We start from the raw sequence: 24,859 nt of genomic DNA on the forward strand, positions 1-24,859 counted from the left end.
TCATCCCGCATCTAGCTTACTCAGCCGGAACGCTCTTGCCGCCTTCCCACTTGTAGAGCGAGAAAGCCTGCGAGGTCAGGTCGCCGGCTTCGCCATAGGTCAGCTTGCCGAGCACGGTGTCGATCGCTTCACCGGACTTGATCGCAGTGGCAACCGCAGTCGCGTCTTCGGCGGAGCCGGCCTTTTCGATGCCGGCCTTCAGCACCTGCACGGCGGCATAGGCGTTGAGGGTGAAGGCCTCGGCCGGAATGTTCTTCGCCTTCAGCGCTTCGACGGCCGGAGCCGATGCCGGATTGCGGGTCGCGTCGCTGGCATTGGTGTAGATCGTGCCGGACGCCGCTTCGCCGCCGATCGCCCAGAACTCGGTGTTCGACAGGCCGTCACCGCCGAAGATCTGTGCCTTCACGCCCTGGTCGTGCATCTGGCGTGCGAGCAGGCCGCCTTCCGGATGGTAACCGCCGAAGTAGACGACATCGACGTTCTCGGACTTCAGGCGGGTGACGATGGCGCTGAAGTCCTTGTCGCCCGGATTCAGGCCTTCGTAGACGACTTCGGTGATGCCGCCTGCATTGATCGCCTTCTTGAAGCCGTCAGCGAGGCCCTTGCCGTAAGGAGCCTTGTCGTGCAGGACGGCGACCTTCTTGTCCTTGAGGTTCTTGACCACATAGGCAGCGGCGACTTCGGCCTGCTGGTCGTCGCGGCCGCAGGTGCGCAGCACGTTCCAGAGACCACGGGTGGTGAGGTCGGGCGTCGTTGCCGTCGGTGTCACCATCAGGATGCCGTTTTCGGCGAGAACGTCGGAAGCCGCCATGGAGGTGCCCGAGAGCACCGGGCCGACGACGTAGCGGATGCCTTCGCCGGCCGCCTGGTTGGCAACCGAAACGGCCTGCTTCGGGTCACCGGCGTCGTCGAGCAGCTTCAGAACGATCTTTTCGCCGTTGATGCCGCCAGCCTTGTTGATCTCTTCGGCGGCCGTTTCCGCCCCGTTCTTCACTTGCTCGCCATAGGCCGCGACCGGGCCGGTGAGCGGCGTGATGACGCCAACGGTGATATCGGCGAAGGCGAGCGGGCCGAAGGCGACGCTGGCCGCCAGGGTCAGGCCGGTCAACATTGAAAGACGCATAGTGTTTCCTCCTAGAAATACCCCTGATGGGGCTTGCTTGATATGGCCTTCGTGCGCGGCTTCGAAAACCTACTGTACGTGTCCTTGAACCGTAACCGGTCAATGGACGAAAACATGCAGCATTTCAGGGTGCTACAGCGACCGTTGCGCCTCTGACAGGAGGTGGGTCGCCATAGAGATTTTCGGAGGGACGCGGCGCCACTTCAATGTGTCATCGTGTCCCTCGGCGCCTAATCGGACGCCTGCCGTGGTGGCCGAAGGCTTTTTTCCGCTCCGGCCGAAAGCCGGGGCGAAAGGGGTGGCGGCCGGACGTGGCCCTTTCGGCGTTAGGCCGTCATGGACTCCGACCATTCGGAAAGCGCTGCGATCACGCCGGGAAGGGCCGTCATCCGCGAGATCACGGTTTCGGCGCCCGCTTCCGTCAGCTTGTCGGCGTGCGACGGGAAGGTGTGGGAGCCGCCGGTGAAGCCGACGACGCGCATGCCAGCGGCGCGGGCGCCGTGGATGCCATGCACCGAATCCTCGATGACCAGCACCCGCGACGGGTCGACGCCCATCTGCTTGGCACCGTGCAGGAAGATATCCGGCTTAGGCTTGACCCGATCGGGTCCGAGGTCGCGCGCTGAGTAGATGTGCGGGCCGAAGTGGTCCTTGATGCCGACCTTGCCGAGCATCATCGCCAGGCGCGCCGAGGTGGAATTCGAGCAGATGCAATGGGGCAGGGTGAGCTGCAGCAGCATCGGCTTGACGCCATCGATGATCTTGACGTCGCGTTCCAGACGCTCGTCGAGAATGGTGTCGACCTTGCCGATCAGCGATGCGGAAAGCGGGATGCTCGCTTCCTTCTCGATCTGCAGCAGCGTGTTGTGCCAGGTCATGCCGGCAAAGCGCTCGGCCATCTCTTCGACGCTGATCGGGTAGCCCGCTTCGGTAAGCAGCGCGGCTTCGACTTCCGAGGCGATGATTTCGGAATCGACGAGAACGCCGTCGCAATCAAAAATGATGAGATCGATACCGGTCATTTGAAACAGTTCCCTGGGAGGAGAAGGCGCCACAGGCAGGGGGAGGATAGCTTGCGCGGCGCGGGGCTTTCGTACGCCAGAGCTTTATACGAAGGCGGCCGAAAGCTCAACCTTTGGAAATCATCGAAACCGCTGCTCCGCTTGCTCGACAGCATTGTTTCGCGGCTCTATCTGTAGACGATGGAAAAGCAACAGGACGATACGCTTGCAAGTCGCATCAGCAGGGCTCTCGCCGAGAGGATCATCTCCGGCATCCTGATGCCTGGCGAGCGCTTGCGGCAGGATCATATCGCCGAGGAATTCGGCGCAAGCCATGTTCCCGTTCGCGAAGCCTTTCGGCGGCTGGAGGCCCAGGGGCTTGCCGTCAGCGAACCGCGCCGCGGCGTTCGCGTCGCCTCCTTCGATCTCAAGGAGGTGAGGGAGGTTGCCGAAATGCGTGCGGTTCTCGAGGTTCTGGCCCTTCGCCACGCCATCCCGCATCTGACGCCGGCGATCCTTGACCGGGCGGAAGCGGCGACGGTTGCCGCCGATACCTCGCGGGACGTGCGCTCCTGGGAAGCGGCGAACCGCGCCTTTCACCGATTGATCCTGCAGCCCTGCGGCATGCCGCGGCTGCTCGCGGCCATCGACGATCTGCATGCGGCGAGCGCCCGTTTTCTCTTCTCCGCCTGGCGCACGAGCTGGGAAGCGCGCACGGATCATGACCATCGCGCCATCCTTGCCGCCTTGCGCGAAGGCCGTGGCGACGAAGCGGCGAAGATCCTCGAGCGCCACGTGGGATGGATCGGCAAGACGCCGGTCAGGACCGCTGCGGGCGAAACCCGCGAAGCCTTCTCGATTGTTGGCTGAGATCGCGTTCGCGCTACGGTCGCCTATTGCGGAAACAGCTCCGAAAACGCCTTCTCGCCGCTTGCGGTGAAGCGGATGGCGCGGCTGTTTGCTTCGCGCTTCGCCCAGCCCTTGTCGATGAAAAGCGTCAGCAGCGCCTCGCCGAGCGAGCCGGCAAGATGCGAGCGGCGCTCGCTCCAGTCCAGGCAGGTGCGGCAGATCGGGCGGCGCGATTTCTTCAGTGCCGAATAGTCGATGCCCAATGCCTCGATCCGGCTTTGGCCAGCCGGCGTCAATGCGAGGTCGTCGCCGTTGATCTCGATCTGCTTCTCGGCGATCAGGCTGTCATACATGCGCACGCCATAGTCGCCGGCGAGATGGTTGTAGCAGACGCGCGCCTTTCGCAGCGCCGGATCCTTCGGGCCGGGGCGGTGGCGGTTCATGCCGCGGCTTGCCGCGAAGCCCATAAGGTTCTCGAGCATCAGGCCGACTTCATCCTCGGCGAGCTGGAAGTAGCGGTGTCGCCCCTGTTTGCGCTGGCTGAGCAGGCCACCGGTCTCGAGTTTGGAAAGATGGGAGCTTGCGGTCTGAAGCGTGATCCCGGCATGGGTGGCAAGTTCGGTCGCGGTAAGCGCCCGACCGCCCATCAGCGCCGTCAGCATGTTGGCGCGGGCGGGATCTCCGATCAGGGAGCCGATGAGAGCGATGTCAGGACCTTCCTTCATACTTCGATCGTAGTCGAAGCATCCCCGTCGGACAAGCGTGCATAGTTGTCCCATCGAAGGCCGGGCAACGGGCCAGGCCGCAAGGAGACGACGATGATCACCTGCTTCATCCGCTACGAAATCGATCCCTTCAAGAAGGAGGAGTTCGCCACCTATTCGCGCAACTGGGGCGAGGCGATCCCGCGCTGCGGCGCGGATCTCATCGGCTATTTCGGGCCGCATGAGGGGTCGGCGACGACGGCTTACGGCGTCTACAATGTCGAGAGTCTTGCGGCCTACGAGGCCTATCGGGCAAGACTTGCAGCCGATCCGCTCGGCAGGGAAAATTATGCCTTCGCCCGCCGCGAACGGTTTATCCTGAAGGAAGACCGCATTTTCCTGAAGAACGTATCCGCGGCCATCGGAGGAAAGTGAATCATGATTGCCGTCATCTTCGAAGTCCTGCCGGCCGCGGGGCAGCGCGACACCTATCTCGGCATTGCCGCCGACCTGCGTCCTCTGCTTGACGACATCGACGGTTTCATCTCGATCGAGCGGTTCCAGAGCCTGGCTGATCCGGACAAGGTGTTGTCGCTGTCCTTCTGGCGCGACGAGGAGGCGGTGAAAGCGTGGCGGAATGGCCCCGAACACCGCGCCGCCCAGGATGCGGGACGTCACGGCGTCTTTGCCGACTATCGCCTGCGCATCGCTTCCGTCATCCGCGATTACGGGTTGAACGAGCGCCGTGAAGCACCGGCCGACAGCCGCGCCTTTCACGACTCCAAATGAATCGTCGCAGCAAAAGTTCTCACTAACATGGCGTGACTACGCACTTTTTCGGAACGGCCTTCAGGCTTTGGTAACCATCTTCGGTAACCATAAGCTCCATAGTCCGTTCCGAGTAAGCGTATTTGCGAGTTGTCCATGTCTTCAGTTGTTTCGCTTGCCGAAGTCTCCCGCTCCACCCGCCCGCTGGGTTGGCTCGACAGCATCATCAAGGGTGACTGCGTTGCGGCGCTCAATGCGCTTCCCGACAATTCGGTCGACGTCGTTTTCGCCGACCCGCCCTACAACCTCCAGCTCGGCGGCATGCTGACCCGTCCCGATCAGTCGGTGGTCGATGCCGTCGACGACGAATGGGACCAGTTCGCCTCCTTCGAAGCCTATGACGCCTTCACCCGCGCATGGCTGCTCGCCTGCCGCCGCGTGCTGAAGCCGACCGGGACTCTCTGGGTCATCGGCTCCTACCACAATATCTTCCGCGTCGGCGCCATCCTGCAGGATCTGCACTTCTGGATCCTCAACGACATCATCTGGCGCAAGACCAACCCGATGCCGAACTTCAAGGGCCGCCGTTTCCAGAACGCCCATGAAACGCTGATTTGGGCGACGCCGAACGCCAATGCCAAGGGCTACACCTTCAATTACGATGCGATGAAGGCCGCCAATGACGACGTGCAGATGCGCTCCGACTGGTTGTTCCCGATCTGCTCCGGCCACGAGCGGCTGAAGGACGAGGATGGCAAGAAGGTGCATCCGACCCAGAAGCCGGAAGCGCTGCTCGCCCGCATCCTCATGGCCTCGACCAAACCGGGTGACGTCGTGCTCGATCCCTTCTTCGGTTCCGGCACGACCGGTGCCGTCGCCAAGCGTCTCGGTCGTCACTTCGTCGGCATCGAGCGCGAGCAGGATTACATCGACGCGGCCTCGGCGCGCATCGATGCCGTCGAACCGCTCGGCAAGGCCATGCTGTCGGTCATGACCGGCAAGAAGGCCGAACCGCGTGTCGCCTTCAATACGCTGATCGAAAGCGGGCTGATCAAGCCCGGCACGGTGCTCACGGATGCAAAGCGCCGCTACAGCGCCATTGTCCGCGCCGACGGCACGGTCGCTTCCGGCGGTGAGGCCGGCTCAATTCATCGCCTGGGCGCCAAGGTCCAGGGGCTTGACGCATGCAATGGATGGACATTCTGGCACTTCGAAGAGGGGAACACCCTGAAGCCCATCGACGAACTCAGAACCGTCATTCGAAATGATCTGGCAAAACTGAACTGATCAACCAGTTCGGCCAGATCCTTCGAAAGGCGCTCCGACCGGTTTTTGTACCTTCAGTCCCGGAAGGAGAGCTTTAAATGCCCGGAATCCTCAAAGGGGATTCCGGGCATTTGTATGTTTTCGGGCCGGAACGGTTGACGCGAGAGGCTGGGAAGCTTCGCCGATTGCCAATCCCGGCGTCCGGAAATAGGTTTCGGAGAAACCAGTCTTCACCCGAACAAGGGTTGCATCCGCATGACCTCGCCCGATCGACTCCAGCGCGCTAAGCAGTGGGCGCGTCAAATCAAGCGCGACGTCGTCGCGCTCTGGTTCGCCGCGCGCGACCCTCGAACGCCGCTTTCAGCGAAGTTCGTTGCCGGCGCCGTCGCCGCCTACGCGCTATCGCCGGTCGACCTGATTCCCGATTTCATACCGGTGCTCGGCTACCTTGATGATTTGCTCATCGTTCCGCTCGGCATCCTGCTGGCGGTGCGTCTCGTGCCGCCGGCGCTCATGCACGAATTTCGGGACCGGGCGACGGCATTGGAGGAGCGTCCATCCAGCCGCGGCGGCCTGGTCGCGATCCTGTGCATCTGGCTGGCGGCCGCAGCGCTTGCCGGTTGGCTGGCGTGGCGCGTCGTTTCGCCCGAAAGCTGAAGGCGCGCCGTAGCTTGGCCGCCGTTCCATCGACCGGGCGAAACGGCTTGCGTCAGGGATGGATGCCGTATGAAGCGAGGTCGGCCTTCAATTTCTCGGGGTCGACGAAGTGCACCGCGTGCCAGCCGGCGAGCCGAGCGGCTTCGACATTTGCGACGCTGTCATCGATGAAGAGGGTCGCCGACGGCGTCAGGCCGAAGGTCCGCGCATGCGTTTCGTAAATGGCGATATCGGGCTTGATGAGCTTGACGTCGCCCGAAACTGTAACGCCGCGCGGCAGGGTCAGGAAGGGATAGAGGGTCTGGGCCTCGCGGAACGTGTCTGAGGCGAAGTTGGTCAGCATCGTCACGTCGCGCCCCTCGGCGATCAGCCGTTCCAGCAGCGAAACCGTCTCGACATAGGCGTGCGGCACCATCTCCTGCCAATATTTGCGGAAGGCGCGGATCTGCACTTCGCGATCGGGAAAATCCTTGATCAAAAGCGCTTCGGCCTCCTCCCAGGAGCGGCCGCGATCCTGCTCGATATTCCAGTCATGGGTGCAGACATTGGCGAAGAACCATTCCCGCTCCGCCTCGTCGGGGATGATGCGGCTGAACGGCAGATTGGGATCATAATGAATCAGCACCTTGCCGATGTCGAAGACGATGTGGCGGATCTCGATGCTGCTCATGGACGTATTCCTTACTTGGTCTTTTAGATCAGAAGTTAGGCCGGGATGCGGGCGAGGACCCCGCCTTCTCTATATCCCGTTCTAGCGTTCCGCCTTGAAGGCATGCGGGATCGCCTGGGCGATCGCCTTTTTCATGACCGTCGGCAGCGCCTGGGCCTTCAGCGAATGAACGGGTTCCCACCAGCCGTCGCCGTCCGTTCCGGCGCGCGCGACATTGGCGCGGTAGACGGAGAGACGCAACTCGAAATGTGTGAAGACGTGGCTGATGGTCCCGCAGTCTTCCCAGTGCGCAGCGAAGGGTTGGGAGGCGAGCGAGGTGTCGCCGTCCTGTCGTGCCGTCCAGTCGGTACCGGGCACCTCGGTCATGCCGCCAAGCAGGCCGCTCTCGACCCGCTTGCGCAGATAGACGGCATTGTCGGCATCGATCGCGACGAAGGCTGCGCCGCGCCGGAGCGGTTTGTCCTTCTTCTGCGCCTTGCGCGGAAAGGTCTCGGGATCAGCAACAGAGAGGGCCCGACAGTGCGAACGGAAGGGACAGAGCGAGCAGGCGGGCCGCTTCGGGGTGCAGATCGTCGCGCCAAGATCCATCATCGCCTGGGCGAAATCGCCCGGACGGTCATCGGGCGTAAGGGCGGCGACGCGGGCGCGCATCTCGGGCTTCGCTGCCGGCAACGGCATTTCGATTGCATAGAGCCGCGAGATCACCCGCTCGACATTGCCGTCGAGCACCGCGCTCTTGCGATTGAAGGCGATCGCGGCGATTGCGGCGGCTGTGTAATCGCCGATGCCTGGAAGGGATTTCAGTCCTTCCTCCGTGTCGGGAAAGCGGCCGCTATGGTCGTTCGCGACGGCTTCAGCACATTTCTTCAGGTTACGGGCGCGGGCATAGTATCCAAGCCCGGCCCAGGCCTTCATCACGTCCTCATTGTCGGCGCGCGCCAGGTCCTCGACGGTCGGCCACAGCGACAGGAATTTCTCGAAATAGGCTTTTACCGCCTGGACGGTCGTCTGCTGCAGCATGACCTCCGACAGCCAGATGTGATAGGGATCGGCGACGACCCCTCGCTTGGCCATAGGCGGCGAGACCCGCCAGGGCAGGTCGCGGTGGTGCCTGTCGTACCATTCCAAAAGAAGGGGTGCGGCGTCGGCCGCCGGTATCGGATCGTGCATGATTTGCCGGGAGTTCTTTTTCCGGCCTATACTTGGCGAAGCGGAGCCGCGGCATCAAGGCTCAATCGACATTGCATACAGAAAGTCGCTTTCGTGAGTGAGCAGAAGCCCCGCAAGGGTGTCGTCCAGATCAGCGAGGTCGCCAACGGCCTGATCGACCCCGTGCTTGCCAAGCGCGCAGGCATCAACACCATGCTGCTCGGCTCCTGGGACGAAATCGCCGGCGAAGACTTCGCCGATTGCACGCGGCCGGAGAAGATCGCTTGGCCGCGCCGTGCCTCGGAAATCTCGGGTGAGGGCGGTTACCAGCCCGGCGTGCTGACGGTTGCCTGCGAAGGCGCGCGTGCGCTCTTCCTGACCCATGCCCAGGGGGAACTGATCCAGCGCATCAACGGCTTCTTCGGGTTCTATGCCATCGGGCAACTGCGCATCGTTCAGAAGCCCGTCTCGCCGCAGCCCAGACACCGCGGCAAGCCGAAGCCGCTTTCGGGCGAGCCCGCGCGCCGGCTGGAGGAGATGGTCGAGGGCATCGAGAGCGAAGAACTGAAGGCAGCCTTGCGGCGGCTTGGGACGGCCGTGCTGGCGCCGCGACGGCGATAGGGCCATCAGTCGGTCACAATTCTTTGAATTCTGTTGACGCCCGGCCACTTGCCGCCCTGCGCGCAGCAAGATATCGAATCCGCAGCATAATCCCTCCGAACACGGGTCAAATTCATGTCCGCTTCCGCAATGAACCTTACGAAACGCCTGCTCAGCGGTGCCGCCATCGCAACCGTCGCCCTGGTGCTTGCTGCCTGCAGCGACGAAAAGAAGGAAACGGCCTCGACGACCGCGCCGACCGAGACGGCGGCAAAGCCCGCAACGGACGCCACCACGACCGGATCGACGACTGCGACCCCGGCAAGCAGCGAAGCCAAGCCGGCCGCAGGCACCGAAGTCGCTCAGTCGACCACCGCCCCCGCGAAGGTCGAGCTTCCTTCCTCGGAGGGTTCGGTCGATCAGGCCAAGCTGCTCGAGCCGGGCGCTTTGCCGGAAATGGCGCTGGGCGAAGCCAATGCGCCGGTGACGATCGTCGAATACATGTCGATGACCTGCCCGCACTGCGCGGCCTTCCACAACGAGACGTTCGAAGCGATCAAGACGAAGTACATCGACAGCGGCAAGGTCCGCTTTATCGTACGCGAATTCCCGTTCGATCCGCGCGCGGCGGCTGCCTTCATGCTGGCGCGTTGTGCGCCCGAAGGCCAGTATTTCCCGATGATCTCCATGCTCTTCAAGCAGCAGCAGCAGTGGGCCGCGGCCCAGAACGGCCGTGACGCGCTGCTGCAGATGTCCAAACTCGCCGGTTTTACACAGGAGAGCTTCGAGGCCTGCTTGACGAACCAAAAACTTCTGGATGATGTGAACTCTGTCATGCAGCGGGGCGCAAAGGATTTTGGCGTAAAGGCGACGCCGACCTTCTTCGTCAATGGTGAGCACTATTCGGGGGACATGTCGGTTGACGTTATGTCGGCCCTCATCGACAGCAAGCTCTGATCCTTCGCTTTTCCTGAAAACGGGCGACGGCAGCAGCCGTGCGCCCGTTTTTTTCGTTTCGCGGCCCTGTAGAGGGGGGTATCTGGCCCCAGCGTCCACCGCATGAAGTTCAACAAGCTCCGCCTGCTTGGCTTCAAATCCTTCGTCGAACCGACCGAATTCATCATCGAGCGGGGCCTGACCGGCGTCGTCGGGCCGAATGGCTGCGGCAAGTCCAATCTCGTCGAAGCGCTGCGCTGGGTGATGGGGGAGAACTCCTACAAGAACATGCGCGCCTCCGGCATGGACGACGTGATCTTTTCCGGATCCGGCAACCGTCCAGCGCGCAACACGGCGGAAGTCGGCCTCTATCTCGACAACAGCGATCGCACGGCGCCCGCGGCCTTCAATGATAGCGACGAGATCCAGGTGACGCGCCGCATCGAGCGCGAGCAGGGCTCTGTCTACCGCATCAACGGCAAGGAGGCGCGCGCCAAGGACGTGCAGTTGCTCTTCGCCGATGCCTCGACCGGCGCGCGTTCGCCGTCGATGGTCGGGCAGGGGCGTATCGGCGAACTGATCGCCGCCAAGCCGCAGGCCCGCCGCCAGCTTCTGGAAGAGGCAGCCGGCATTTCCGGCCTGCATTCGCGCCGGCACGAGGCGGAATTGCGCCTCAGGGCAGCGGAGACCAATCTCGAGCGCCTCGACGACGTCACGTCGCAGCTCGAAAGCCAGATCGAGAGCCTCAAGCGCCAGTCGCGCCAGGCCAATCGCTTCAAGATGCTGTCGGCCGATATCCGCAAGCATGAGGCAATCCTGTTCCATATCCGCTGGGTGCAGGCCAAGGAGGCCGAGGCCGAAGCGACGAGCCAGCTCAACCAGATCACCGCACTGGTCGCCGAAAAGGCGCAGTTCCAGATGCAGGCGGCCAAGGAACAGGCGATTGCCAGCCTGAAGCTGCCGGAACTGCGCGAGAACGAGGCGCGGTTCGCGGCAGCACTTCAACGCCTGCAGATCGCCCGCGCGCAGCTCGAAGAGGATGCCGGCAGGATCCTCAGACGGCGCGATGAATTGCAGCGCCGTCTGGCGCAGCTTGCCGAAGACATCGCCCGCGAAGAGAGGCTCGTCGTCGACAATGCCGGCATTCTGACGCGGCTCGACGAGGAGGAGGCCGAACTTGGCGATTTGCTTGCCGAGGCCGACGATCGCGCGACGCAAGCGCGTGAGCGGCTGGAGGAAGCGAATGAAAGGCTCGCCGGCAGCGAAGCGTTGTTGGCGCGATTGACCGCTGAACGCGCCGAGGCCCAGGCCGGTCGCAACCAGCTTGAGCGGACGCTGCGCGATCTCTCGGAGCGACAGGCCCGGCTTGCCCGGCAGCTCAGCGAGCAGTCGCGCGATCTCGACGAACTCGACAGGCAGATGGCTGCACTTCCCGATCCGCACGAGAAGCAGGGGCAGGTCGAGGTCGCCGAGGCCGCGCTCGAAGAAGCGGAAGCCAATGTGCTTGCGGTCGAGGAGGCTCTGGCTGACGCGCGGCGCGCGGAGGTTGAGGCGCGTCCGCCGGTCGATCGCGCACGTGCCGCTCTCAACGGCATAGAAACCGAAGCGCGCACGATCCGCCGCATGCTGGAAGCTGTGGCCGGTGGCGCCTATCCGGCTGTCGTCGAGGAGATGGAGGTCGACCGCGGCTTTGAGACCGCATTGGGTGCCGCGCTTGGCGACGATCTCGATTCGCCGCTCGACAGGCACGCGCCGGCCCACTGGCGCGCGCCGGGCGATCATGCCGGCGACGCCGATTTGCCCGAAGGCGCAAGCCCGCTGATCGCGCATGTGAAGGCGCCGGATGCGCTGACGCGTGCGCTGAAGCAGATCGGCATCGTGGCAACCGAGGCGGAAGCGGAGCGGCTGCTGCCATTGTTGAAGTCCGGTCAGAGCCTCGTCACCAAGCAAGGCTCCGTCTGGCGCTGGGACGGGCATGTGACCGGTTCCGAGGCGCCGAGTGCCGCCGCCCTGCGGCTGGCGCAGAAGAACCGCCTCGCCGAACTCGACATGGAGGCCGAAAGTGCCGCAGAGGCGCTGCGCCGCGCCGAGGCTGAACTTGCAGCCGCCGGCACGCGCATTCGTGCCGAAGACGAAAGACTGCGGCTCTCGCGTGATGCTCAGCGCATGATCACGCGGCAGCTCGCCGAAGCCCGTGACGCGCTTGCGGCTGCCGAGCGCGCCTCGGGCGATCTTGGCCGCCGGCGCGCGGTATTGGCGGAAACCCGCAGCCAGATCGAGGCCCAGGTCGAGGAAGTGGCCGAGCAGATCGAAACGGCGAACGACGCGCTGGCGGATGCGCCCGATCTCTCTGAACTGGAATTGAAACTGCGCACACAGACGGCCGACGTCGCCGCCGATCGCGCCGCCGTCGCCGAAGCCCGTGCCGCCCATGACGGTCTGGCGCGTGAGAACGAGGCGCGCCAGCGACGCATCACCGCGATAGCCAACGAGCGCCAGACCTGGAAGGCGCGCGCCGCAAGCGCCGAGGAACACATCTCGACGCTGCGCGACCGCGAAGCGGAAGCCCGCGATGAAGTGGAAGAGTTGATCGACGCCCCTGACGAGTTCGATGACAAGCGCCGCTCCTTGCTGAGCGAATTGCAGAAGGCGGAGGCGGCCCGACGCGAGGCGGCCGACCTCCTCGCCGAGGCCGAAAACCACCAGCGCGAGGCGGATCGACAGGCGGCAACCGCCCTTTCCGAGCTTGCGGAATCGCGCGAGAAGCGTGGCCGCGCCGAGGAGCGGTTGGTCTCGGCCCGCGAACGCCGTGTCGAGATCGAAGCGCGCATCCAGGAGGCGCTCTCCTGTGCGCCGCATGAGGTGATGCGCCTGACCGGGCTCGCGGTCGACGAAGCTCTGCCGGACATGCGCAACATCGAGCGTGAACTCGAACGGCTGAAGATCGAACGCGAACGGCTCGGCGCCGTCAACCTGCGCGCCGAAGAGGAGCAGAAGGAGCTTTCCGAAAAGCTCGCTCTCATCCTCCGTGAGCGCGACGACGTCATCGAGGCGATCCGCAAGCTCAGGAGCGCCATCCAGAACCTCAACCGCGAGGGCCGCGAACGCCTGATCGCCGCCTTCGACGTGGTGAACGTGCAGTTCCAGCGGCTGTTCACCCATCTCTTCGGCGGCGGCACCGCCGAACTGCAATTGATCGAGAGCGATGATCCGCTGGAAGCGGGCTTGGAAATCCTCGCCCGTCCACCGGGTAAGAAGCCGCAGACGATGACCCTGCTTTCGGGCGGCGAGCAGGCGCTGACGGCGATGGCGCTGATCTTTGCGGTGTTCCTCACCAACCCGGCGCCGATCTGCGTGCTCGACGAAGTGGACGCGCCGCTCGACGACCACAATGTCGAGCGCTACTGCAACCTGATGGACGAGATGGCGGCCTCGACCGAGACCCGCTTCATCATCATCACCCACAATCCGATCACCATGGCCAGGATGAACCGCCTCTTCGGTGTGACCATGGCCGAGCAGGGCGTATCCCAACTCGTCTCCGTCGATCTGCAGACGGCGGAACGGCTGCGCGAAGTGGTCTGATCAGAGGTCCCCCGACCTGATCGATTAAGGTCGGGCTGACTGAAGCGGATTGCCATGACGGGTTATTCTTGAATGCGCCCCATCGCGTGAGGTTGCGGCAGTTTTCGTGATGGACCGGCAACGTGGGCGGCTAGGCCTCTAGCGGGCATTGCTGCACGATTCCGCAAATCGGAATCGATTTAAGGACCAAGACACACAGCAATTCAAAGTGCTACTGCGGCCTTTGCGCGTCTGATAAGACGCACGGCGCTGCAGACCGCCAATATGTTGCATTGTTACACAAAATGATGCGGTGCAGCATAATTCTTCACCGGATGCATTTTCAGCCTGAAACATATACTGTAAATCGTCATAAAAGACTGTTTCTGGGTGGAGAGCAGGTATGACGAAATGGGTATACACCTTCGGTGGGGGCAAGGCCGAGGGACGTGCAGGTGACCGCGAGCGGTTGGGTGGCAAGGGCGCAAACCTTGCCGAAATGTGCAACCTCGGCCTGCCGGTGCCGCCCGGCCTGACGATCGTCACCGATGCCTGCAACAGCTTCTTCGACAACGGCAGGCAGATGCCGGAAGGCCTGCGCGACCAAGTGCGCGAGGGCATCAGCCGGATGGAAGAGGTGACCGGACGGGTCTTCGGCGACACGACCCACCCCTTGCTGCTTTCGGTCCGCTCCGGCGCCCGGGCCTCGATGCCGGGCATGATGGATACCGTTCTCAATCTCGGCCTCAACGACCAGTCGGTGCATGCGCTTGGCCATGACGCCGGCGATGCGCGCTTTGCCTGGGATAGTTACCGCCGCTTCATCCAGATGTATGGCGATGTCGTCATGGGCGTCGACCACGATGTCTTCGAGGAGATCCTGGAAGATGAAAAGGCGCGCCTCGGCCACGAGCAGGACACGGAGCTCTCCGCCGTCGAATGGCAACACGTCATCGCGCGCTACAAGGAGGCGATCGAAGAGGCGCTGGGCGAGCCCTTCCCGCAGGATCCGGAAGTTCAGCTCTGGGGTGCGATCGGCGCCGTCTTTTCGAGCTGGATGAACCCCCGCGCGATTACCTATCGCCACCTGCACGGCATCCCCGCTGCCTGGGGAACGGCCGTCAACGTCCAGGCCATGGTCTTCGGCAATCTCGGCAATTCCTCGGCAACCGGTGTCGCCTTCACCCGCAATCCCTCGACCGGCGAAAGCGAACTCTACGGCGAGTTCCTCGTCAACGCCCAGGGCGAGGACGTCGTCGCCGGCATCCGCACGCCGCAGAACATCACCGAGGCGGCCCGCATCGCCTCCGGTTCCGACAAGCCGTCGCTCGAAAAGCTGATGCCCGAGGCCTTTGCCGAGTTCCGTTCGATCTGCGATACGCTCGAGCGGCACTACCGCGACATGCAGGATCTCGAGTTCACCATCGAACGCGGCACGCTCTGGATGCTGCAGACCCGCTCGGGCAAGCGCACCGCCAAGGCGGCGCTGAAGATCGCCGTCGACATGGCGGAGGCGGGACTGATCTCCGAGCAGGAGGCCGTCGCCCGCATCGACCCCGCTTCGCTCGACCAACTGCTGCACCCGACGATCGACCCGCATGCGCGTCGCGACATCATCGGCTCCGGCCTGCCGGCTTCGCCGGGCGCCGCCACCGGCGAGATCGTCTTTACCTCCGAAGAAGCGGTTCAGGCCGACAAGGAGGGCCGCAAGGTCATCCTCGTGCGTGTCGAAACCAGCCCGGAAGACATTCACGGCATGCATGCGGCCGAAGGCATCCTGACGACGCGCGGCGGCATGACCAGCCACGCGGCCGTGGTCGCGCGCGGCATGGGCACGCCTTGTGTTTCCGGCGCCGGCAGCATCCGCGTCGATCTTCGCAACGAGTTGCTGACGGCCGGAAGCGTGACGCTCCGCAAGGGCGACATCATCACGATCGACGGTTCGTCCGGCCAGGTGCTGAAGGGGTCGATCGCCATGCTGCAACCGGAGCTTTCCGGCGACTTCGGCAAGATCATGGCCTGGGCGGATGCCAGCCGCCGCATGACCGTCAGGACCAATGCCGAAACGCCAGCGGATGCGCGCGCCGCGCGCTCCTTCGGCGCCGAAGGCATCGGCCTCTGCCGCACCGAGCACATGTTCTTCGAGGACGACCGTATCAACGTCATGCGCGAGATGATCCTTGCCGACGACGAGGCTGGCCGGCGCCTGGCACTTGCCAAGCTCCTGCCGATGCAGCGCTCGGATTTCGCCGAGCTGTTCTCGATCATGCACGGCCTGCCGGTGACGATCCGTCTGCTCGATCCGCCGCTGCACGAGTTCCTGCCGAAGACCGACGGGGAAATTTCCGACGTCGCTGGCGCCCTTTCGCTCGACCCGTCGGAACTTCGCCAGCGCGTCGACGAACTGCATGAGTTCAACCCGATGCTCGGCCACCGCGGGTGCCGTCTGGCGATTTCCTATCCGGAGATCGCCGAGATGCAAGCGCGCGCGATCTTCGAGGCTGCCGTCGAGGCGGCGCGCGAGACCGGCGCGGCCGTCGTCCCCGAAATCATGGTGCCGCTGGTCGGCCTCAAGGCAGAGCTCGACTACGTCAAGGAACGCATCGATGCGGTCGCCAAGGAAGTGATCGGCGAGGCCGGGATCGACATAGATTATCTCGTCGGCACCATGATCGAACTGCCGCGCGCAGCACTGCGCGCCGGCGTGATCGCCGAAGCGGCCGACTTCTTCTCCTTCGGTACCAACGACCTGACGCAGACGACCTTCGGCATCTCGCGCGACGACGCCTCGCAGTTCCTGTCGACCTATCAGCAGAAGGGCATCATCGAGCAGGATCCATTCGTCTCGCTCGATTTCGACGGCGTCGGCGAGTTGATCCAGATCGCCGCCGAACGTGGACGGCGCACCAAGAACGGCCTCAAGCTCGGCATCTGCGGCGAACATGGCGGCGACCCGGCCTCGATCCGCTTCTGCGAGGACGCTGGTCTCGACTACGTCTCGTGCTCGCCCTTCCGCGTGCCGATCGCCCGCCTTGCTGCCGCCCAGGCGGCGATCAACGGCAAGGGGTAGACTGCGGCGCCGCGCGTCTCCTCGGACGCGCTCGGTCAACGCAGCATGTTGTCTTTAGCCGGCAACGATTGAAGGACTACGCAGGCTAGAGGCCGACGCCTGCGAACCGGTGCCGGCATGACGGCGCCTGCTTTGCTCCGCTTGAACGACGTCCAGTCAGCGCATGATGACGACGGGGCGGTCCCAGCCCCACATCATCATGTCGTTTTCGTAGCGGAAGGCGCGCGTCTCAGCGCGTCGGTCGAGTTCGATGCGTTGCAGGCAGGTGGCAAAGGCGTCGGTACCGCGGCGAAGCCGTAGGAGGCGCAGGTATTGCCGTCGGCGATGCGCCGCTCTTCCGGTGTCATCGTCTGGCACGCCGTCAGCAGCAAGGCAGCCGCGACAAGGATCGTCAAACGGGTCGTCATGATCTTCGTGCCTCCAGAGTGCCGGCGCGCCGAGGCCGGATTCATTCTCGAATCGTAATTAATATAGGGTGTTGCACCGAAAATCGAAGCGAACCGCGGCAAATCTGCGGCGAGTTTCGGTTGTATGCAGACGGTGCCATGCGACCGACGGACGTGGTGCTGACGGTGGGTTTCTCGGCAGGTCTGCCGGCAGTGGTGGAGGTGCAGCACCAGCGAGGGCGCTGACGGAAAGCTCTCGACGAAACGCTTCGCTGCGTTGGCGTGCAACCGCTTGCATCAAATCCGGTGGAGGGCGCCGCCGTGCGGCGATCACATGCGCTCGAGCACGCCGACGAAGGACTCGGCGAAGCGCTCCAGGTCGCGCGTGCCATCGCTCGGATGTTCGATGCGTATGGCCGTGCCCTGCTCATCAAGGCAGGCAAACAGGATCGAGGTTTCGGCGTCCGCCTCGCCGAGCCGGAGTACGGCGATACTCAGGCAGTCATCGATCAGCTCCGAGGCAGGCAATGCAAATAGAAACTCGCCGCCGACATTGTCGGCAACAGTCCGGACAAAACCAGGGAAATCGTCTCTGTTTCCGGAAAAACCGTCGAGGGAGAGTTCCAATTCGAGGAGCCCCATCGGAATGCCGCCGTCACCCGAAGGAAGAGGGGCGGGGGTGGCAATAGCCACGGCTGCTTGCGATGCGCCCATGTCGGTTCTCCGTCGATCGCCGCGCACTCTCTCTGCCGTGCGCGGCCGTTGCCTCCGATTGAAACTCCGCGTGCCGGCCCATTCCTGGGCGCGCGCGGGCACATTCCCATGTGTTGATAGGTGGTTAACGAGAATGGCGATTTTGCGGCGAGGCCCGAGGTGCGGCCCGCGGCACGGCCGTCGACTGGCGCATTGCCTGTTTTCACGGCACGGGGCATGGTCTAAGAATGCGGTCTGTTTCGCGGCAGGGGATTGATTCAACTACATGATGATCCGATACGAGCGTCCCTATTCCTATGCCGCCCACTGGGCGCGTCGTTTCGCCCGTGTCTCCTTCGTGCTCTTCGCGCTCTCGCTGCTCGCACACCGCTTCGGGCCATTGACGACACCGCATTTCCTGGCCCTCGTCGGCCTGTCCGGCGTTTTTGCGCTGCTTGGCGTATTGCTTGCCGTAGTCGGCCTTGCCCGCCTCTGGCAGGTGGCTGCGATCGGTGGTCTCGCGTCCGCTGCAGCCCTCGTCTATGCCGCGCCGGCACTCGGTTTCATCGGTTTCGGCGCCGTGCAATATCTGACCCGCCCGGCGATCTACGATGTCAGCACCGATACGGTGACGCCGCCGCCATGGCTCAAGGTGCCGCAGACCGAAGAGAGCTGGCTGAAACGCAAGGACGCCGTGACGCCCGAGGACCGGGAAGCGCAGATCCTTGCCTATCCGGGCCTCACCGGCCGGCGCTATGATGGCGCGCTCGATCGCGTTTACCAGGGCGTGCGCACCGTCATCGAACAGAACCGCGTAGGCATCACCGAGGAGCTTGGCGTCGAAAACGCTCGCGCCGATCTCGAGGACCTGGCCGTCCGGCCGAATGCCGGAGCGGAGACGACCGTCGAGCCGGAAAACGTCCCGGTGCCGGCGGCGCGGCCGGAGCTGTCGCTCGAAGGCGCGATTGCGGGACGCCGCGCCAGCGACGTCGTGCTCCAGGGCGAATGGCGCACGCTGATTGCCGGCTTCCGTTTCGATGTGTTGATCCGGCTGCGCGAGGAGGCCGAGACGACCTTCGTCGACCTGCGCGTCGCCTCCCGCTACGGTCCGCATGACCTCGGCATGGGGGCAGCCTTCGCCGACCAATTCCTGCGGGCGCTCGATGCCGAGCTGCTCGGCATCGCTGGCGACTGATCGGCGTCGTGCCGGCAGGTGACGTCAATCGCTCACAACGGCGCCGCGATCATCGAATGCGGCGGTGGGATCCCAATCGCGCCCGAGGATCTGCTGGCAGCGGCTCTGCCATTGGCCCATGATTTCCGCGTTCATGCGATGAAGCGCCCACGCTCCTCGGGCGTCGGCACCATGCAGCTCTGACGGCGCCCGGCGATGCGATAGCGATTTTTCGCAACGAGATCATAAAGCGAGTCGCGAAGGGCAGCGGGCAGAATACGGCAGACGTTCACCAGCGGCCATGGCAGACCCAGCCGCGCAAGCGTTCGGATCGATCCGTCGGATTTGAATCGGGCGACGCCGTCCTCGATCAGGAGGTTGCTCTCGAAGCTGCCGGCATCGAGCCCGTAGTGCCGATAGAGCGCCTGGCCAATCGGCGACTGCGCCGTGAGATAGCGGTACCGCGCGCGCCGGTCATAGCGAAGCAGGAAACGCACCCAGCCGGAACAGAGGACGCATTCACCGTCGAAGACGATCAGCGGCTTGTCATCGGCAAAGGCAGGCACAGAGGCATCGCTGCGATAGCTGTAGGCCTGCCGCCGCACGATCAGCCGGCTCCGCCGGGCGCCAGCCGGTAAGTGCCGAGGAGCGAGGGCGGCCCATCGGCCTCCACCCGTCCCTGCTCGATCAGGTCTTCGAGATGCGCAAGGACCGAGAGCGCGGCGGCCCCATGCAGCCGGACATCGGTGGAGGCATAGATGACCTTGACCATATCTGGAATCCGATTGTCGCCGGCACGGATGCGTTCGAGCACGGCGCGCTCGCGCATCTTGCGGTGGGCGCGCAAGCCCCGAAGGAAGGAAGCCGGCTCGGTCACCGGGCCGCCATGGCCGGGCAGATAGAGATGGTCGTCGCGGTAAAGCAGCTTTTCGAGCGAGGCCATGTAGTCCGCCATGGCCCCATCCGGTGGTGCGACGATCGTCGTCGCCCAGGCCATCACGTGGTCTGCGGAAAAGAGAATGCCGGTGCCATCGAGCGCGAAGGCCATGTGGTTGGCCGTATGGCCTGGAGTGGTCAGCCCCGTCAGGCTCCAGCCATCGCCCTCGATGCGCCCGCCATCGGCAAGCACGAGATCGGGGGCGAACTCCATGTCCGAGCTTTCGGCAAAGGGATTGGTTTCGCCCGTGTGCAGGGGGCGGGCGGAGCGGTGCGGGCCTTCGCCCACGATCAGCGCGCCGGTTGCTGCCTTCAGCCGGCGCGCGAGCGGCGAGTGGTCGCGATGCGTATGGCTGACGGCGATGTGAGTGACCTCGCGGCCAGCAAGGGCCGCCATCAGCGCCTGAAAATGTGCCTCGTCGTCCGGGCCGGGGTCGATGACGGCAACGGAGCGCTTGCCGACGATGTAGCTGTTGGTGCCGTGGAAGGTGAAGGGGCCGGGATTGTTGACGGTGATGCGCTGCACGTCGTCCGCCACCGTCACGGCCTCGCCATGGGCCGGTTGGAAATCGAGATCGAAGTCGGGCCCCTGCATGCGTCTCTTCCTGGCTTTCACTTGTACTCGATCTCGATGAACGACATCGGCTCGCTGCCGGCATTGACGACATTGTGCGCCACGCCCGCCTCGCGGCGATAGGCAGCCCCCTTGGCGATATCGACGCGGCGGCTGCCCGTTTCTTCTTCGAGCAGGAATTGGCAATCGGTCATCGGCACGACGACATAGCCGGGGCCGTGCACATGATGGCCCGTATCGGCGCCGGGCTCGAAATCCCAGCGGGTGATCCTGACAACCGCGTCATCGACGAGCACGCTCGGAACGGCAGGGGGGCGGGCGCGAAACTGGCTCATGGCATTCTCCATTCGCCGGGACAATAGGAGGTGCGGTCGGCGAAGGGAAGGGTGGATGCGCGAGCCATGTGAGGGAGCCGGACTGCCTTTTGCACAAGGCGCAACAAATCCGCCGAAAATTCAACTTAGTGCCAACTTAGTGATTGTGACCAGCGGCGAGCTTTGATAATCAGGCGCTCGATTTGGCGGACGTATCGTCCCGTCAATCCGTTGGGGCGTCGCCAAGCGGTAAGGCACCGGTTTTTGGTACCGGCATTCCCAGGTTCGAATCCTGGCGCCCCAGCCATCTATTTTCAAGTAGATAGCATCAATCGCTTCCATGGATGAAGCTCGCGCCTCAGCGCGCGCTCGGTCTTTCTGCTCAACGGTTCGCTTCTGCGGCCACAGGGCGGGAGAGGTCGGGGACATCTACGAGCCCCCAGCGCCGGGCGATTTCTTCTTTGGTTGGGCGGTCTTTACCAGCGGCTATGGGATGACCTGCTGTCGCTGTTTTCTCGAGAATAGCGATCTTCCCTTTCTGTCCAAGCCGGCCTGTTGCTCGATTTGGAAACGGGTGGCGAAGTGTTCAAGGGAATTGGAAGGCTGGGCTGACCATTGCTCTGGCCTCCCCCTCCATGACCACGCGGGCCTCCCCCGCTGGACTTGGCAATGGCACGCGAATTTAAGCTTGTGCCAAGCAGTAGGGTTATCGTTGGAGGGGTTACAGCGGCAAAACGCCCAGCCTTCATGAGAAAGTTTCGGCGGGCTTCAGCTTCTGATGTCAGTTCTTCGGGGGTGTTTTCTAATGCTTTTGTATTATCTTTCGACATGATCCACCTAATTATACTTAAGTTAGAATAACGTACCTATATTATCAGTCATATTCACAAATGCAATTGGCTATTTTTCGCAATAATACTTCAAGAATTCAGGGAGAGAGTTTTGTTCAAGGGAACGATCGTGATTCGGCGCTCGATATAGATCGGATCACGGCGTGCCTGTTTATGGAGCGTGAAAAGCCGTCTGGTACCCCGCAGAAAACGACCGGCAAGACGCAGCGGGGGCAGCAATACCAAAAGCAGTTCCTAGGGAGGCGGTGCACGCCAGTCGGCGCAGCTTCGATAATCTCCAGAAATTCAGCGACGACAGCGTACTTTTGCTTGGTCGCTTCTGTGTGGCTGCGGGCGTCGAGAGAAACTCTGCAGGGTGCGTCTTGCCTATCGCCTTGACCAGTTCAGGCGGCACCGGGACAGAAACCTTCCAGCCGCCGCTCTTCATCTGCTCAAGGTAGCTGGGGGCTTCAGGCGCTGCAGCAACGTTCTTCCAATCATCCGATCCGAAACGGCCCAGCGCGCGCCGACTCTACTTGTTCTCTTGTCAAGTGACGCTGCAACTGACACGCTAACCGCGGTGATTCCTACTTGTATGAGGGAGAAGATGGCTCACAAATTCGAAATCTACAAAGACAAGGCTGGTGAATACCGGGTTCGCTTCAAGTACAACAGCGAAGTGATGTTCTCGACCGAAGGCTACAAGACCAAGGCCAGCGCGCAGAACGCCATCGACTCAATCAAGAAGAACGGTCCCGACGCGCCCGTAGAGGACAACAGCACCAGCTGAGTTCGACCACACTCTCCTGGAAGAAACCCGCCGATTTTCACCGGCGGGTTTTTTGTTTCATGGAGCTTAGCCTGCGGTTGCCGCCGGCTTGGTCTGCGCCGGGGCGCCCAGGAACTCTTCGCACCAACTCGGGCCATCGGCACGCTTGTGGTCGCCGGCAATGCGGATCGAGCGGATGACATAGTCGGACGAGACGGTGAGCTGGACCGAGCAGCTCAGATACTCCGTGCGAGCCGAGGCGATGCGCTTGCCGCGCTTGCCGTCCTTGGTGGTTTCGTACTGCGCCGGAACCTTGCGGGTCTTGTAGCCGCCCTTCCAGCTGTAGACGGTGGAGCTGCCGCTTTCGACGTCGGAGATCGGCGGACCATATTGAGCGAAGAAGCCGCCGGCCGGTTGACCCAGCCAACGCGCCTCGACCGCGTTCTTGCTGATCCCAGTCGTTGTCGTCGTGCAGCCGGCAAGCACGAGCGCAAGGCCCGCCACCGTCATCATGCGGAAGTTCATGTTTCTGTCCCTTTGGCTCTCGTTCTGAAATAGGCATGGCGCGGAAGCCCGTATCCCCCGGGTTTCCACGCTTTCCGTTGTGCCTCTAGCGCCAAACCAGGCGAAAGGAAATCCGTGCCGCGCCTTGCATTTCAGGAAAATATGAAGCGTTGCACAAAGTCCCTATCGGGCGTGCTTTCAGGCGCCGCTGGCCCTCGCTAAACGGCAATTTCCGCACGAGTTTTCCACCGCCACAAATTTTTTGAAAAAGGTGCAAGGTTTTTCGAGATAGGCGCTTGTGAAATCAAAATGCCTGTTCTATAGAGGCGCCGCTGGTCACGGAGTGTAGCGCAGTCTGGTAGCGCACCACGTTCGGGACGTGGGGGTCGCAAGTTCGAATCTTGCCACTCCGACCAGCCAAATCAATCCCTTAGACATTTGCTTTGATGTACTCCGCCCCTGGCGGCGGACCGATTGCGCTTGATCTTTGCCCCTCGTTCGGCGTCGATCCTTACCCTCTCACCCGCCAGCCTCGGCCGTTCGTCGCTTCTTCCAAGCCGTTTGTCGAATAGCCGTGTATTGGCGCCTGGGTCGACCTGTCTGCACGCAAGCGAAGGTTCTAGGTTCCCGTCATTCGATCAATGACGAGGAACGGGAATGTCGATCAAGCACCTATCCATTGCGGCGATTTTGCTTATGGCCGGCCATTCGGTGGCAGTTGCGCAGAGTTGCGAGAAGAATTTCAAGGCCTCGGGCGTGCCGCTGGTGACGCCGGTCTATTACAAGACCTGGCAGGAGTTTCCGAAGCTGAAGCCCGAGACCGCGTTGCAGCGGATGGCACGGGGGGTCGCCGCGGAAGGGTTTTCGGGGATCGAGGTCAACAAGTCGCTGGGCACCATCGAGGCCTATCAGGATACCGCCGGCTCCGGACGGCTGCAGACGCTGCGCGTCGTTGCCCGCAAGCGTGGTTCAGGCACGAGGGTTGATGCGATGTTCGATATTCAGGTGGGGCAGGTGGCCACCAAACAGGTGGTGCAGGAGGGGCTCTGCAACATCATCCGCGCCGCAGTCGAGTAAGGACCAGGCGGGCGCGGCGCACAGGTAGGGGCAGGAGAGCGTTTCCATCATCGATATGGCAACGCTACGTCCGCGTGTCAGAGCTACCTCTCGATCGCCTTTAGCGCCGATTGCGCAGCGGCCTGCGCTTGCAGCATCGACGTGAAATTGCCCTGGGCGGGATAGGTGACGCCGCGATACGTGATGACGAAGCACCATTTGCCGTCGATACGTTTCTCGACCTTCACGGTGGTTTCCGGTTGCTTGTCCGTGCTCACCTTCTCGTCTCCCTGATTCGGCGCATCGTCGCGCGAGAGTCGTCCAGATACGCCGGAGAGGTCGGTTCTGTCCATCGGTACCGCCATGTCAGATACATGGACCGCTGTGCGGAGAGAGGCCTGGGAAAACTGTGCGTGCCGGGCGCATCCCCGCTGCCGGCTCACGGTCAGGCGGACTGTCCCACGACGTCCAGAAACGGTGAAACAGCCCTATCGATCCTCATGATCGACGCGCCAACTTACGAATGCGCGGACGGATGAAAAGGTGCGATCTGTGCGATTTCGGGTCAGGGTGAAGCGATTGCCTGCCCTGTCCCGTTTTGGGACGGTGTGGGCTCCAGGGCGTCACGGCAGCCTGCTGCAGACAAGCGGGTCGGGGCCCCGTGTCAGCCGGCGCTCCATCCCGGGGCGATTCCCTCTTACGCGAGCGATGCGCGCCGTTTTATTGTTCACTTTGAAACGACCTGTTCACGGAATGGCGTCTTATCAACGTGAACAATCAGGGCGATATTCCGCTCAACACTTGTTCTTGCCCGAGAGGCTCAGATGTTGAAGGAACCGATCTTCACCTTTCGCGAGATCGCCATATGGACTGCCATCCTTGGCAGCGTCGTCGGCTATCAACTTTGGCAGCACGCCGAGCCTGCGCCGTTGACGATGGTCCTTCCGGCGATCGAGCAGCAGCTTTAATGATGAATGCCGGCAGGGCATCACTCCTCCGGCATGCCGTTGCGCCGGGCCGCCTGCAATAGGTCGATTTCGCCAGCTGCCGGACCGAACTGGTCCTCCAGTCGGTCGGCCTCCTCCGCATTGAGCCGATATTTCCGCGCAAATGCCTGGATCGATATCATGCGCCCGCGAAAGCCTTTCGGCCGCGCATCTTCGCCTTGATGTTCCGTCTTCATGGTGCTTCTCCCATGCAGCAGGGAGATAGGGCGGAAGGTCAGGTTGCAAAGGCCAAGGCGTCCAGGAGCGGTCGCCGTTCCTG

The 24,859-nt window shown here is 63.0% G+C and carries 25 protein-coding genes, 2 tRNA genes and 1 pseudogene; 15 read left to right on the forward strand and 13 right to left on the reverse strand.

The window, feature by feature from the left end:
* Nucleotides 1-16 precede the first annotated feature (16 nt).
* Both ACQ5BM_RS03420 and ACQ5BM_RS03425 read right to left on the reverse strand, forming a co-directional pair.
* Complete coding sequence (locus tag ACQ5BM_RS03420) at nucleotides 17-1,123, reverse strand: ABC transporter substrate-binding protein (protein ID WP_429807807.1); 1,107 nt, start codon at nucleotides 1,121-1,123, stop codon at nucleotides 17-19.
* A 326-nt stretch (nucleotides 1,124-1,449) separates the two neighbouring features.
* Nucleotides 1,450-2,145: an HAD family hydrolase gene (locus ACQ5BM_RS03425; protein WP_429807810.1), complete on the reverse strand. Its 696-nt coding sequence runs from the start codon at nucleotides 2,143-2,145 to the stop codon at nucleotides 1,450-1,452.
* A 180-nt stretch (nucleotides 2,146-2,325) separates the two neighbouring features.
* Between ACQ5BM_RS03425 and ACQ5BM_RS03430 the strand changes: the two genes are divergently transcribed.
* Nucleotides 2,326-2,994: a GntR family transcriptional regulator gene (locus ACQ5BM_RS03430; protein WP_057250651.1), complete on the forward strand. Its 669-nt coding sequence runs from the start codon at nucleotides 2,326-2,328 to the stop codon at nucleotides 2,992-2,994.
* A 23-nt stretch (nucleotides 2,995-3,017) separates the two neighbouring features.
* On the opposite strand, the gene ACQ5BM_RS03435 is transcribed toward ACQ5BM_RS03430, so the two are convergent.
* Nucleotides 3,018-3,698, reverse strand: a complete 681-nt coding sequence (locus ACQ5BM_RS03435; RefSeq protein WP_429807814.1) for an ArsR/SmtB family transcription factor — start codon at nucleotides 3,696-3,698, stop codon at nucleotides 3,018-3,020.
* Nucleotides 3,699-3,791: 93 nt separating this feature from the next.
* Here ACQ5BM_RS03435 and ACQ5BM_RS03440 point away from each other — a divergent pair, with 93 nt between their 5' ends.
* The 4 genes from ACQ5BM_RS03440 to ACQ5BM_RS03455 all read left to right on the forward strand — a co-directional run bounded on the left by ACQ5BM_RS03440 (nucleotide 3,792) and on the right by ACQ5BM_RS03455 (nucleotide 6,368).
* Nucleotides 3,792-4,112 (forward strand): NIPSNAP family protein, encoded by a 321-nt coding sequence (locus ACQ5BM_RS03440; protein ID WP_429807816.1) that lies wholly within the window; start codon nucleotides 3,792-3,794, stop codon nucleotides 4,110-4,112.
* Between the two features lie 3 nt (nucleotides 4,113-4,115).
* Nucleotides 4,116-4,466, forward strand: coding sequence for an antibiotic biosynthesis monooxygenase family protein (locus tag ACQ5BM_RS03445; protein WP_429807819.1), 351 nt, complete (start codon nucleotides 4,116-4,118; stop codon nucleotides 4,464-4,466).
* A 135-nt stretch (nucleotides 4,467-4,601) separates the two neighbouring features.
* Nucleotides 4,602-5,732 carry a site-specific DNA-methyltransferase gene (locus tag ACQ5BM_RS03450; RefSeq protein ID WP_429807822.1) on the forward strand — a complete coding sequence of 377 codons (1,131 nt, stop codon included), beginning with the start codon at nucleotides 4,602-4,604 and terminating at the stop codon, nucleotides 5,730-5,732.
* A 234-nt stretch (nucleotides 5,733-5,966) separates the two neighbouring features.
* Nucleotides 5,967-6,368: a YkvA family protein gene (locus ACQ5BM_RS03455; protein ID WP_429807825.1), complete on the forward strand. Its 402-nt coding sequence runs from the start codon at nucleotides 5,967-5,969 to the stop codon at nucleotides 6,366-6,368.
* Between the two features lie 52 nt (nucleotides 6,369-6,420).
* On the opposite strand, the gene ACQ5BM_RS03460 is transcribed toward ACQ5BM_RS03455, so the two are convergent.
* Entirely contained in the window at nucleotides 6,421-7,038 is a 618-nt protein-coding gene (locus ACQ5BM_RS03460; protein WP_429807828.1) for an HAD family hydrolase, read from the reverse strand.
* Nucleotides 7,039-7,119: 81 nt separating this feature from the next.
* A complete protein-coding gene (gene mutY, locus ACQ5BM_RS03465; protein ID WP_429807831.1) occupies nucleotides 7,120-8,208 on the reverse strand; it encodes an A/G-specific adenine glycosylase in 1,089 nt (362 codons plus the stop codon).
* A 93-nt stretch (nucleotides 8,209-8,301) separates the two neighbouring features.
* On the opposite strand from mutY, the gene ACQ5BM_RS03470 reads away from it, so the two are divergent.
* The 4 genes from ACQ5BM_RS03470 (at nucleotide 8,302) to ppdK (ending at nucleotide 16,357) form a co-directional block, all read left to right on the forward strand.
* On the forward strand, nucleotides 8,302-8,808 hold the full coding sequence (locus tag ACQ5BM_RS03470) for a DUF721 domain-containing protein (protein ID WP_429807834.1): 507 nt from the start codon (nucleotides 8,302-8,304) through the stop codon (nucleotides 8,806-8,808).
* A 114-nt stretch (nucleotides 8,809-8,922) separates the two neighbouring features.
* Nucleotides 8,923-9,744 carry a DsbA family protein gene (locus ACQ5BM_RS03475; RefSeq protein ID WP_429807837.1) on the forward strand — a complete coding sequence of 274 codons (822 nt, stop codon included), beginning with the start codon at nucleotides 8,923-8,925 and terminating at the stop codon, nucleotides 9,742-9,744.
* 102 nt (nucleotides 9,745-9,846) lie between these two features.
* Nucleotides 9,847-13,308, forward strand: a complete 3,462-nt coding sequence (smc, locus tag ACQ5BM_RS03480) for a chromosome segregation protein SMC (protein ID WP_429807840.1) — start codon at nucleotides 9,847-9,849, stop codon at nucleotides 13,306-13,308.
* A 382-nt stretch (nucleotides 13,309-13,690) separates the two neighbouring features.
* Nucleotides 13,691-16,357 carry a pyruvate, phosphate dikinase gene (gene ppdK, locus ACQ5BM_RS03485; protein WP_429807843.1) on the forward strand — a complete coding sequence of 889 codons (2,667 nt, stop codon included), beginning with the start codon at nucleotides 13,691-13,693 and terminating at the stop codon, nucleotides 16,355-16,357.
* A gap of 156 nt (nucleotides 16,358-16,513) precedes the next feature.
* Here the strand turns inward: ppdK and ACQ5BM_RS03490 are convergent.
* Both ACQ5BM_RS03490 and ACQ5BM_RS03495 read right to left on the reverse strand, forming a co-directional pair.
* Nucleotides 16,514-16,764, reverse strand: a pseudogene (locus ACQ5BM_RS03490) (hypothetical protein).
* 309 nt (nucleotides 16,765-17,073) lie between these two features.
* Nucleotides 17,074-17,457 (reverse strand): hypothetical protein, encoded by a 384-nt coding sequence (locus ACQ5BM_RS03495; protein ID WP_429807845.1) that lies wholly within the window; start codon nucleotides 17,455-17,457, stop codon nucleotides 17,074-17,076.
* A gap of 265 nt (nucleotides 17,458-17,722) precedes the next feature.
* Between ACQ5BM_RS03495 and ACQ5BM_RS03500 the strand changes: the two genes are divergently transcribed.
* Complete coding sequence (locus ACQ5BM_RS03500) at nucleotides 17,723-18,631, forward strand: DUF1499 domain-containing protein (protein ID WP_429807848.1); 909 nt, start codon at nucleotides 17,723-17,725, stop codon at nucleotides 18,629-18,631.
* Between the two features lie 131 nt (nucleotides 18,632-18,762).
* Here the strand turns inward: ACQ5BM_RS03500 and ACQ5BM_RS03505 are convergent, their stop codons facing one another.
* The 3 genes from ACQ5BM_RS03505 to ACQ5BM_RS03515 are packed head-to-tail and all read right to left on the reverse strand — an operon-like array spanning nucleotide 18,763 to nucleotide 20,455.
* Nucleotides 18,763-19,215 carry a thiol-disulfide oxidoreductase DCC family protein gene (locus tag ACQ5BM_RS03505; RefSeq protein ID WP_429807851.1) on the reverse strand — a complete coding sequence of 151 codons (453 nt, stop codon included), beginning with the start codon at nucleotides 19,213-19,215 and terminating at the stop codon, nucleotides 18,763-18,765.
* Between the two features lie 2 nt (nucleotides 19,216-19,217).
* Nucleotides 19,218-20,141 (reverse strand): MBL fold metallo-hydrolase, encoded by a 924-nt coding sequence (locus tag ACQ5BM_RS03510; RefSeq protein ID WP_429807854.1) that lies wholly within the window; start codon nucleotides 20,139-20,141, stop codon nucleotides 19,218-19,220.
* Nucleotides 20,142-20,158: 17 nt separating this feature from the next.
* Nucleotides 20,159-20,455, reverse strand: coding sequence for a cupin domain-containing protein (locus ACQ5BM_RS03515; protein ID WP_429807857.1), 297 nt, complete (start codon nucleotides 20,453-20,455; stop codon nucleotides 20,159-20,161).
* 211 nt (nucleotides 20,456-20,666) lie between these two features.
* Between ACQ5BM_RS03515 and ACQ5BM_RS03520 the strand changes: the two genes are divergently transcribed.
* Together ACQ5BM_RS03520 and ACQ5BM_RS03525 are read left to right on the forward strand one after the other, a co-directional pair.
* Nucleotides 20,667-20,741, forward strand: a tRNA-Gln gene (locus ACQ5BM_RS03520).
* Between the two features lie 1,130 nt (nucleotides 20,742-21,871).
* Nucleotides 21,872-22,054 carry a YegP family protein gene (locus ACQ5BM_RS03525; RefSeq protein WP_173515864.1) on the forward strand — a complete coding sequence of 61 codons (183 nt, stop codon included), beginning with the start codon at nucleotides 21,872-21,874 and terminating at the stop codon, nucleotides 22,052-22,054.
* Nucleotides 22,055-22,120: 66 nt separating this feature from the next.
* On the opposite strand, the gene ACQ5BM_RS03530 is transcribed toward ACQ5BM_RS03525, so the two are convergent.
* Nucleotides 22,121-22,558: a hypothetical protein gene (locus tag ACQ5BM_RS03530; protein ID WP_429807861.1), complete on the reverse strand. Its 438-nt coding sequence runs from the start codon at nucleotides 22,556-22,558 to the stop codon at nucleotides 22,121-22,123.
* A 318-nt stretch (nucleotides 22,559-22,876) separates the two neighbouring features.
* Here ACQ5BM_RS03530 and ACQ5BM_RS03535 point away from each other — a divergent pair.
* Together ACQ5BM_RS03535 and ACQ5BM_RS03540 are read left to right on the forward strand one after the other, a co-directional pair.
* A tRNA-Pro gene (locus ACQ5BM_RS03535) sits at nucleotides 22,877-22,953 on the forward strand.
* Nucleotides 22,954-23,200: 247 nt separating this feature from the next.
* The gene (locus ACQ5BM_RS03540; RefSeq protein ID WP_429808915.1) at nucleotides 23,201-23,614 is read left to right on the forward strand and encodes a hypothetical protein; all 414 of its coding nucleotides are present in this window, start codon (nucleotides 23,201-23,203) and stop codon (nucleotides 23,612-23,614) included.
* A gap of 83 nt (nucleotides 23,615-23,697) precedes the next feature.
* Here the strand turns inward: ACQ5BM_RS03540 and ACQ5BM_RS03545 are convergent, their stop codons facing one another.
* Nucleotides 23,698-23,946 carry a hypothetical protein gene (locus ACQ5BM_RS03545; protein WP_429807864.1) on the reverse strand — a complete coding sequence of 83 codons (249 nt, stop codon included), beginning with the start codon at nucleotides 23,944-23,946 and terminating at the stop codon, nucleotides 23,698-23,700.
* A 471-nt stretch (nucleotides 23,947-24,417) separates the two neighbouring features.
* Here ACQ5BM_RS03545 and ACQ5BM_RS03550 point away from each other — a divergent pair, with 471 nt between their 5' ends.
* Nucleotides 24,418-24,561, forward strand: coding sequence for a hypothetical protein (locus ACQ5BM_RS03550; RefSeq protein WP_093232085.1), 144 nt, complete (start codon nucleotides 24,418-24,420; stop codon nucleotides 24,559-24,561).
* Nucleotides 24,562-24,581: 20 nt separating this feature from the next.
* Here ACQ5BM_RS03550 and ACQ5BM_RS03555 read toward each other — a convergent pair whose 3' ends face one another.
* Nucleotides 24,582-24,776, reverse strand: a complete 195-nt coding sequence (locus ACQ5BM_RS03555; protein WP_429807867.1) for a hypothetical protein — start codon at nucleotides 24,774-24,776, stop codon at nucleotides 24,582-24,584.
* Nucleotides 24,777-24,859: the final 83 nt, after the last annotated feature.

Origin of the sequence: Ensifer sp. B1-9, from assembly GCF_050474445.1 — a bacterium.
Taxonomy (GTDB): domain Bacteria; phylum Pseudomonadota; class Alphaproteobacteria; order Rhizobiales; family Rhizobiaceae; genus Ensifer.

Coding starts and splice junctions, on each gene's coding strand:
- ACQ5BM_RS03525 (WP_173515864.1), top strand. CDS start 21,872: ATGGCTCACAAATTCGAAATCTACAAAGACAAGGCTGGTGAATACCGG.
- ACQ5BM_RS03475 (WP_429807837.1), top strand. CDS start 8,923: ATGTCCGCTTCCGCAATGAACCTTACGAAACGCCTGCTCAGCGGTGCC.
- ppdK (WP_429807843.1), top strand. CDS start 13,691: ATGACGAAATGGGTATACACCTTCGGTGGGGGCAAGGCCGAGGGACGT.
- ACQ5BM_RS03420 (WP_429807807.1), bottom strand. CDS start 1,123: ATGCGTCTTTCAATGTTGACCGGCCTGACCCTGGCGGCCAGCGTCGCC.
- ACQ5BM_RS03450 (WP_429807822.1), top strand. CDS start 4,602: ATGTCTTCAGTTGTTTCGCTTGCCGAAGTCTCCCGCTCCACCCGCCCG.
- ACQ5BM_RS03425 (WP_429807810.1), bottom strand. CDS start 2,145: ATGACCGGTATCGATCTCATCATTTTTGATTGCGACGGCGTTCTCGTC.
- ACQ5BM_RS03495 (WP_429807845.1), bottom strand. CDS start 17,457: ATGGGCGCATCGCAAGCAGCCGTGGCTATTGCCACCCCCGCCCCTCTT.
- ACQ5BM_RS03515 (WP_429807857.1), bottom strand. CDS start 20,455: ATGAGCCAGTTTCGCGCCCGCCCCCCTGCCGTTCCGAGCGTGCTCGTC.
- ACQ5BM_RS03430 (WP_057250651.1), top strand. CDS start 2,326: ATGGAAAAGCAACAGGACGATACGCTTGCAAGTCGCATCAGCAGGGCT.
- ACQ5BM_RS03545 (WP_429807864.1), bottom strand. CDS start 23,946: ATGGACAGAACCGACCTCTCCGGCGTATCTGGACGACTCTCGCGCGAC.
- mutY (WP_429807831.1), bottom strand. CDS start 8,208: ATGCACGATCCGATACCGGCGGCCGACGCCGCACCCCTTCTTTTGGAA.
- ACQ5BM_RS03500 (WP_429807848.1), top strand. CDS start 17,723: ATGATGATCCGATACGAGCGTCCCTATTCCTATGCCGCCCACTGGGCG.
- ACQ5BM_RS03455 (WP_429807825.1), top strand. CDS start 5,967: ATGACCTCGCCCGATCGACTCCAGCGCGCTAAGCAGTGGGCGCGTCAA.
- ACQ5BM_RS03550 (WP_093232085.1), top strand. CDS start 24,418: ATGTTGAAGGAACCGATCTTCACCTTTCGCGAGATCGCCATATGGACT.
- ACQ5BM_RS03530 (WP_429807861.1), bottom strand. CDS start 22,558: ATGAACTTCCGCATGATGACGGTGGCGGGCCTTGCGCTCGTGCTTGCC.
- ACQ5BM_RS03440 (WP_429807816.1), top strand. CDS start 3,792: ATGATCACCTGCTTCATCCGCTACGAAATCGATCCCTTCAAGAAGGAG.
- ACQ5BM_RS03435 (WP_429807814.1), bottom strand. CDS start 3,698: ATGAAGGAAGGTCCTGACATCGCTCTCATCGGCTCCCTGATCGGAGAT.
- ACQ5BM_RS03460 (WP_429807828.1), bottom strand. CDS start 7,038: ATGAGCAGCATCGAGATCCGCCACATCGTCTTCGACATCGGCAAGGTG.
- ACQ5BM_RS03445 (WP_429807819.1), top strand. CDS start 4,116: ATGATTGCCGTCATCTTCGAAGTCCTGCCGGCCGCGGGGCAGCGCGAC.
- ACQ5BM_RS03555 (WP_429807867.1), bottom strand. CDS start 24,776: ATGAAGACGGAACATCAAGGCGAAGATGCGCGGCCGAAAGGCTTTCGC.
- smc (WP_429807840.1), top strand. CDS start 9,847: ATGAAGTTCAACAAGCTCCGCCTGCTTGGCTTCAAATCCTTCGTCGAA.
- ACQ5BM_RS03510 (WP_429807854.1), bottom strand. CDS start 20,141: ATGCAGGGGCCCGACTTCGATCTCGATTTCCAACCGGCCCATGGCGAG.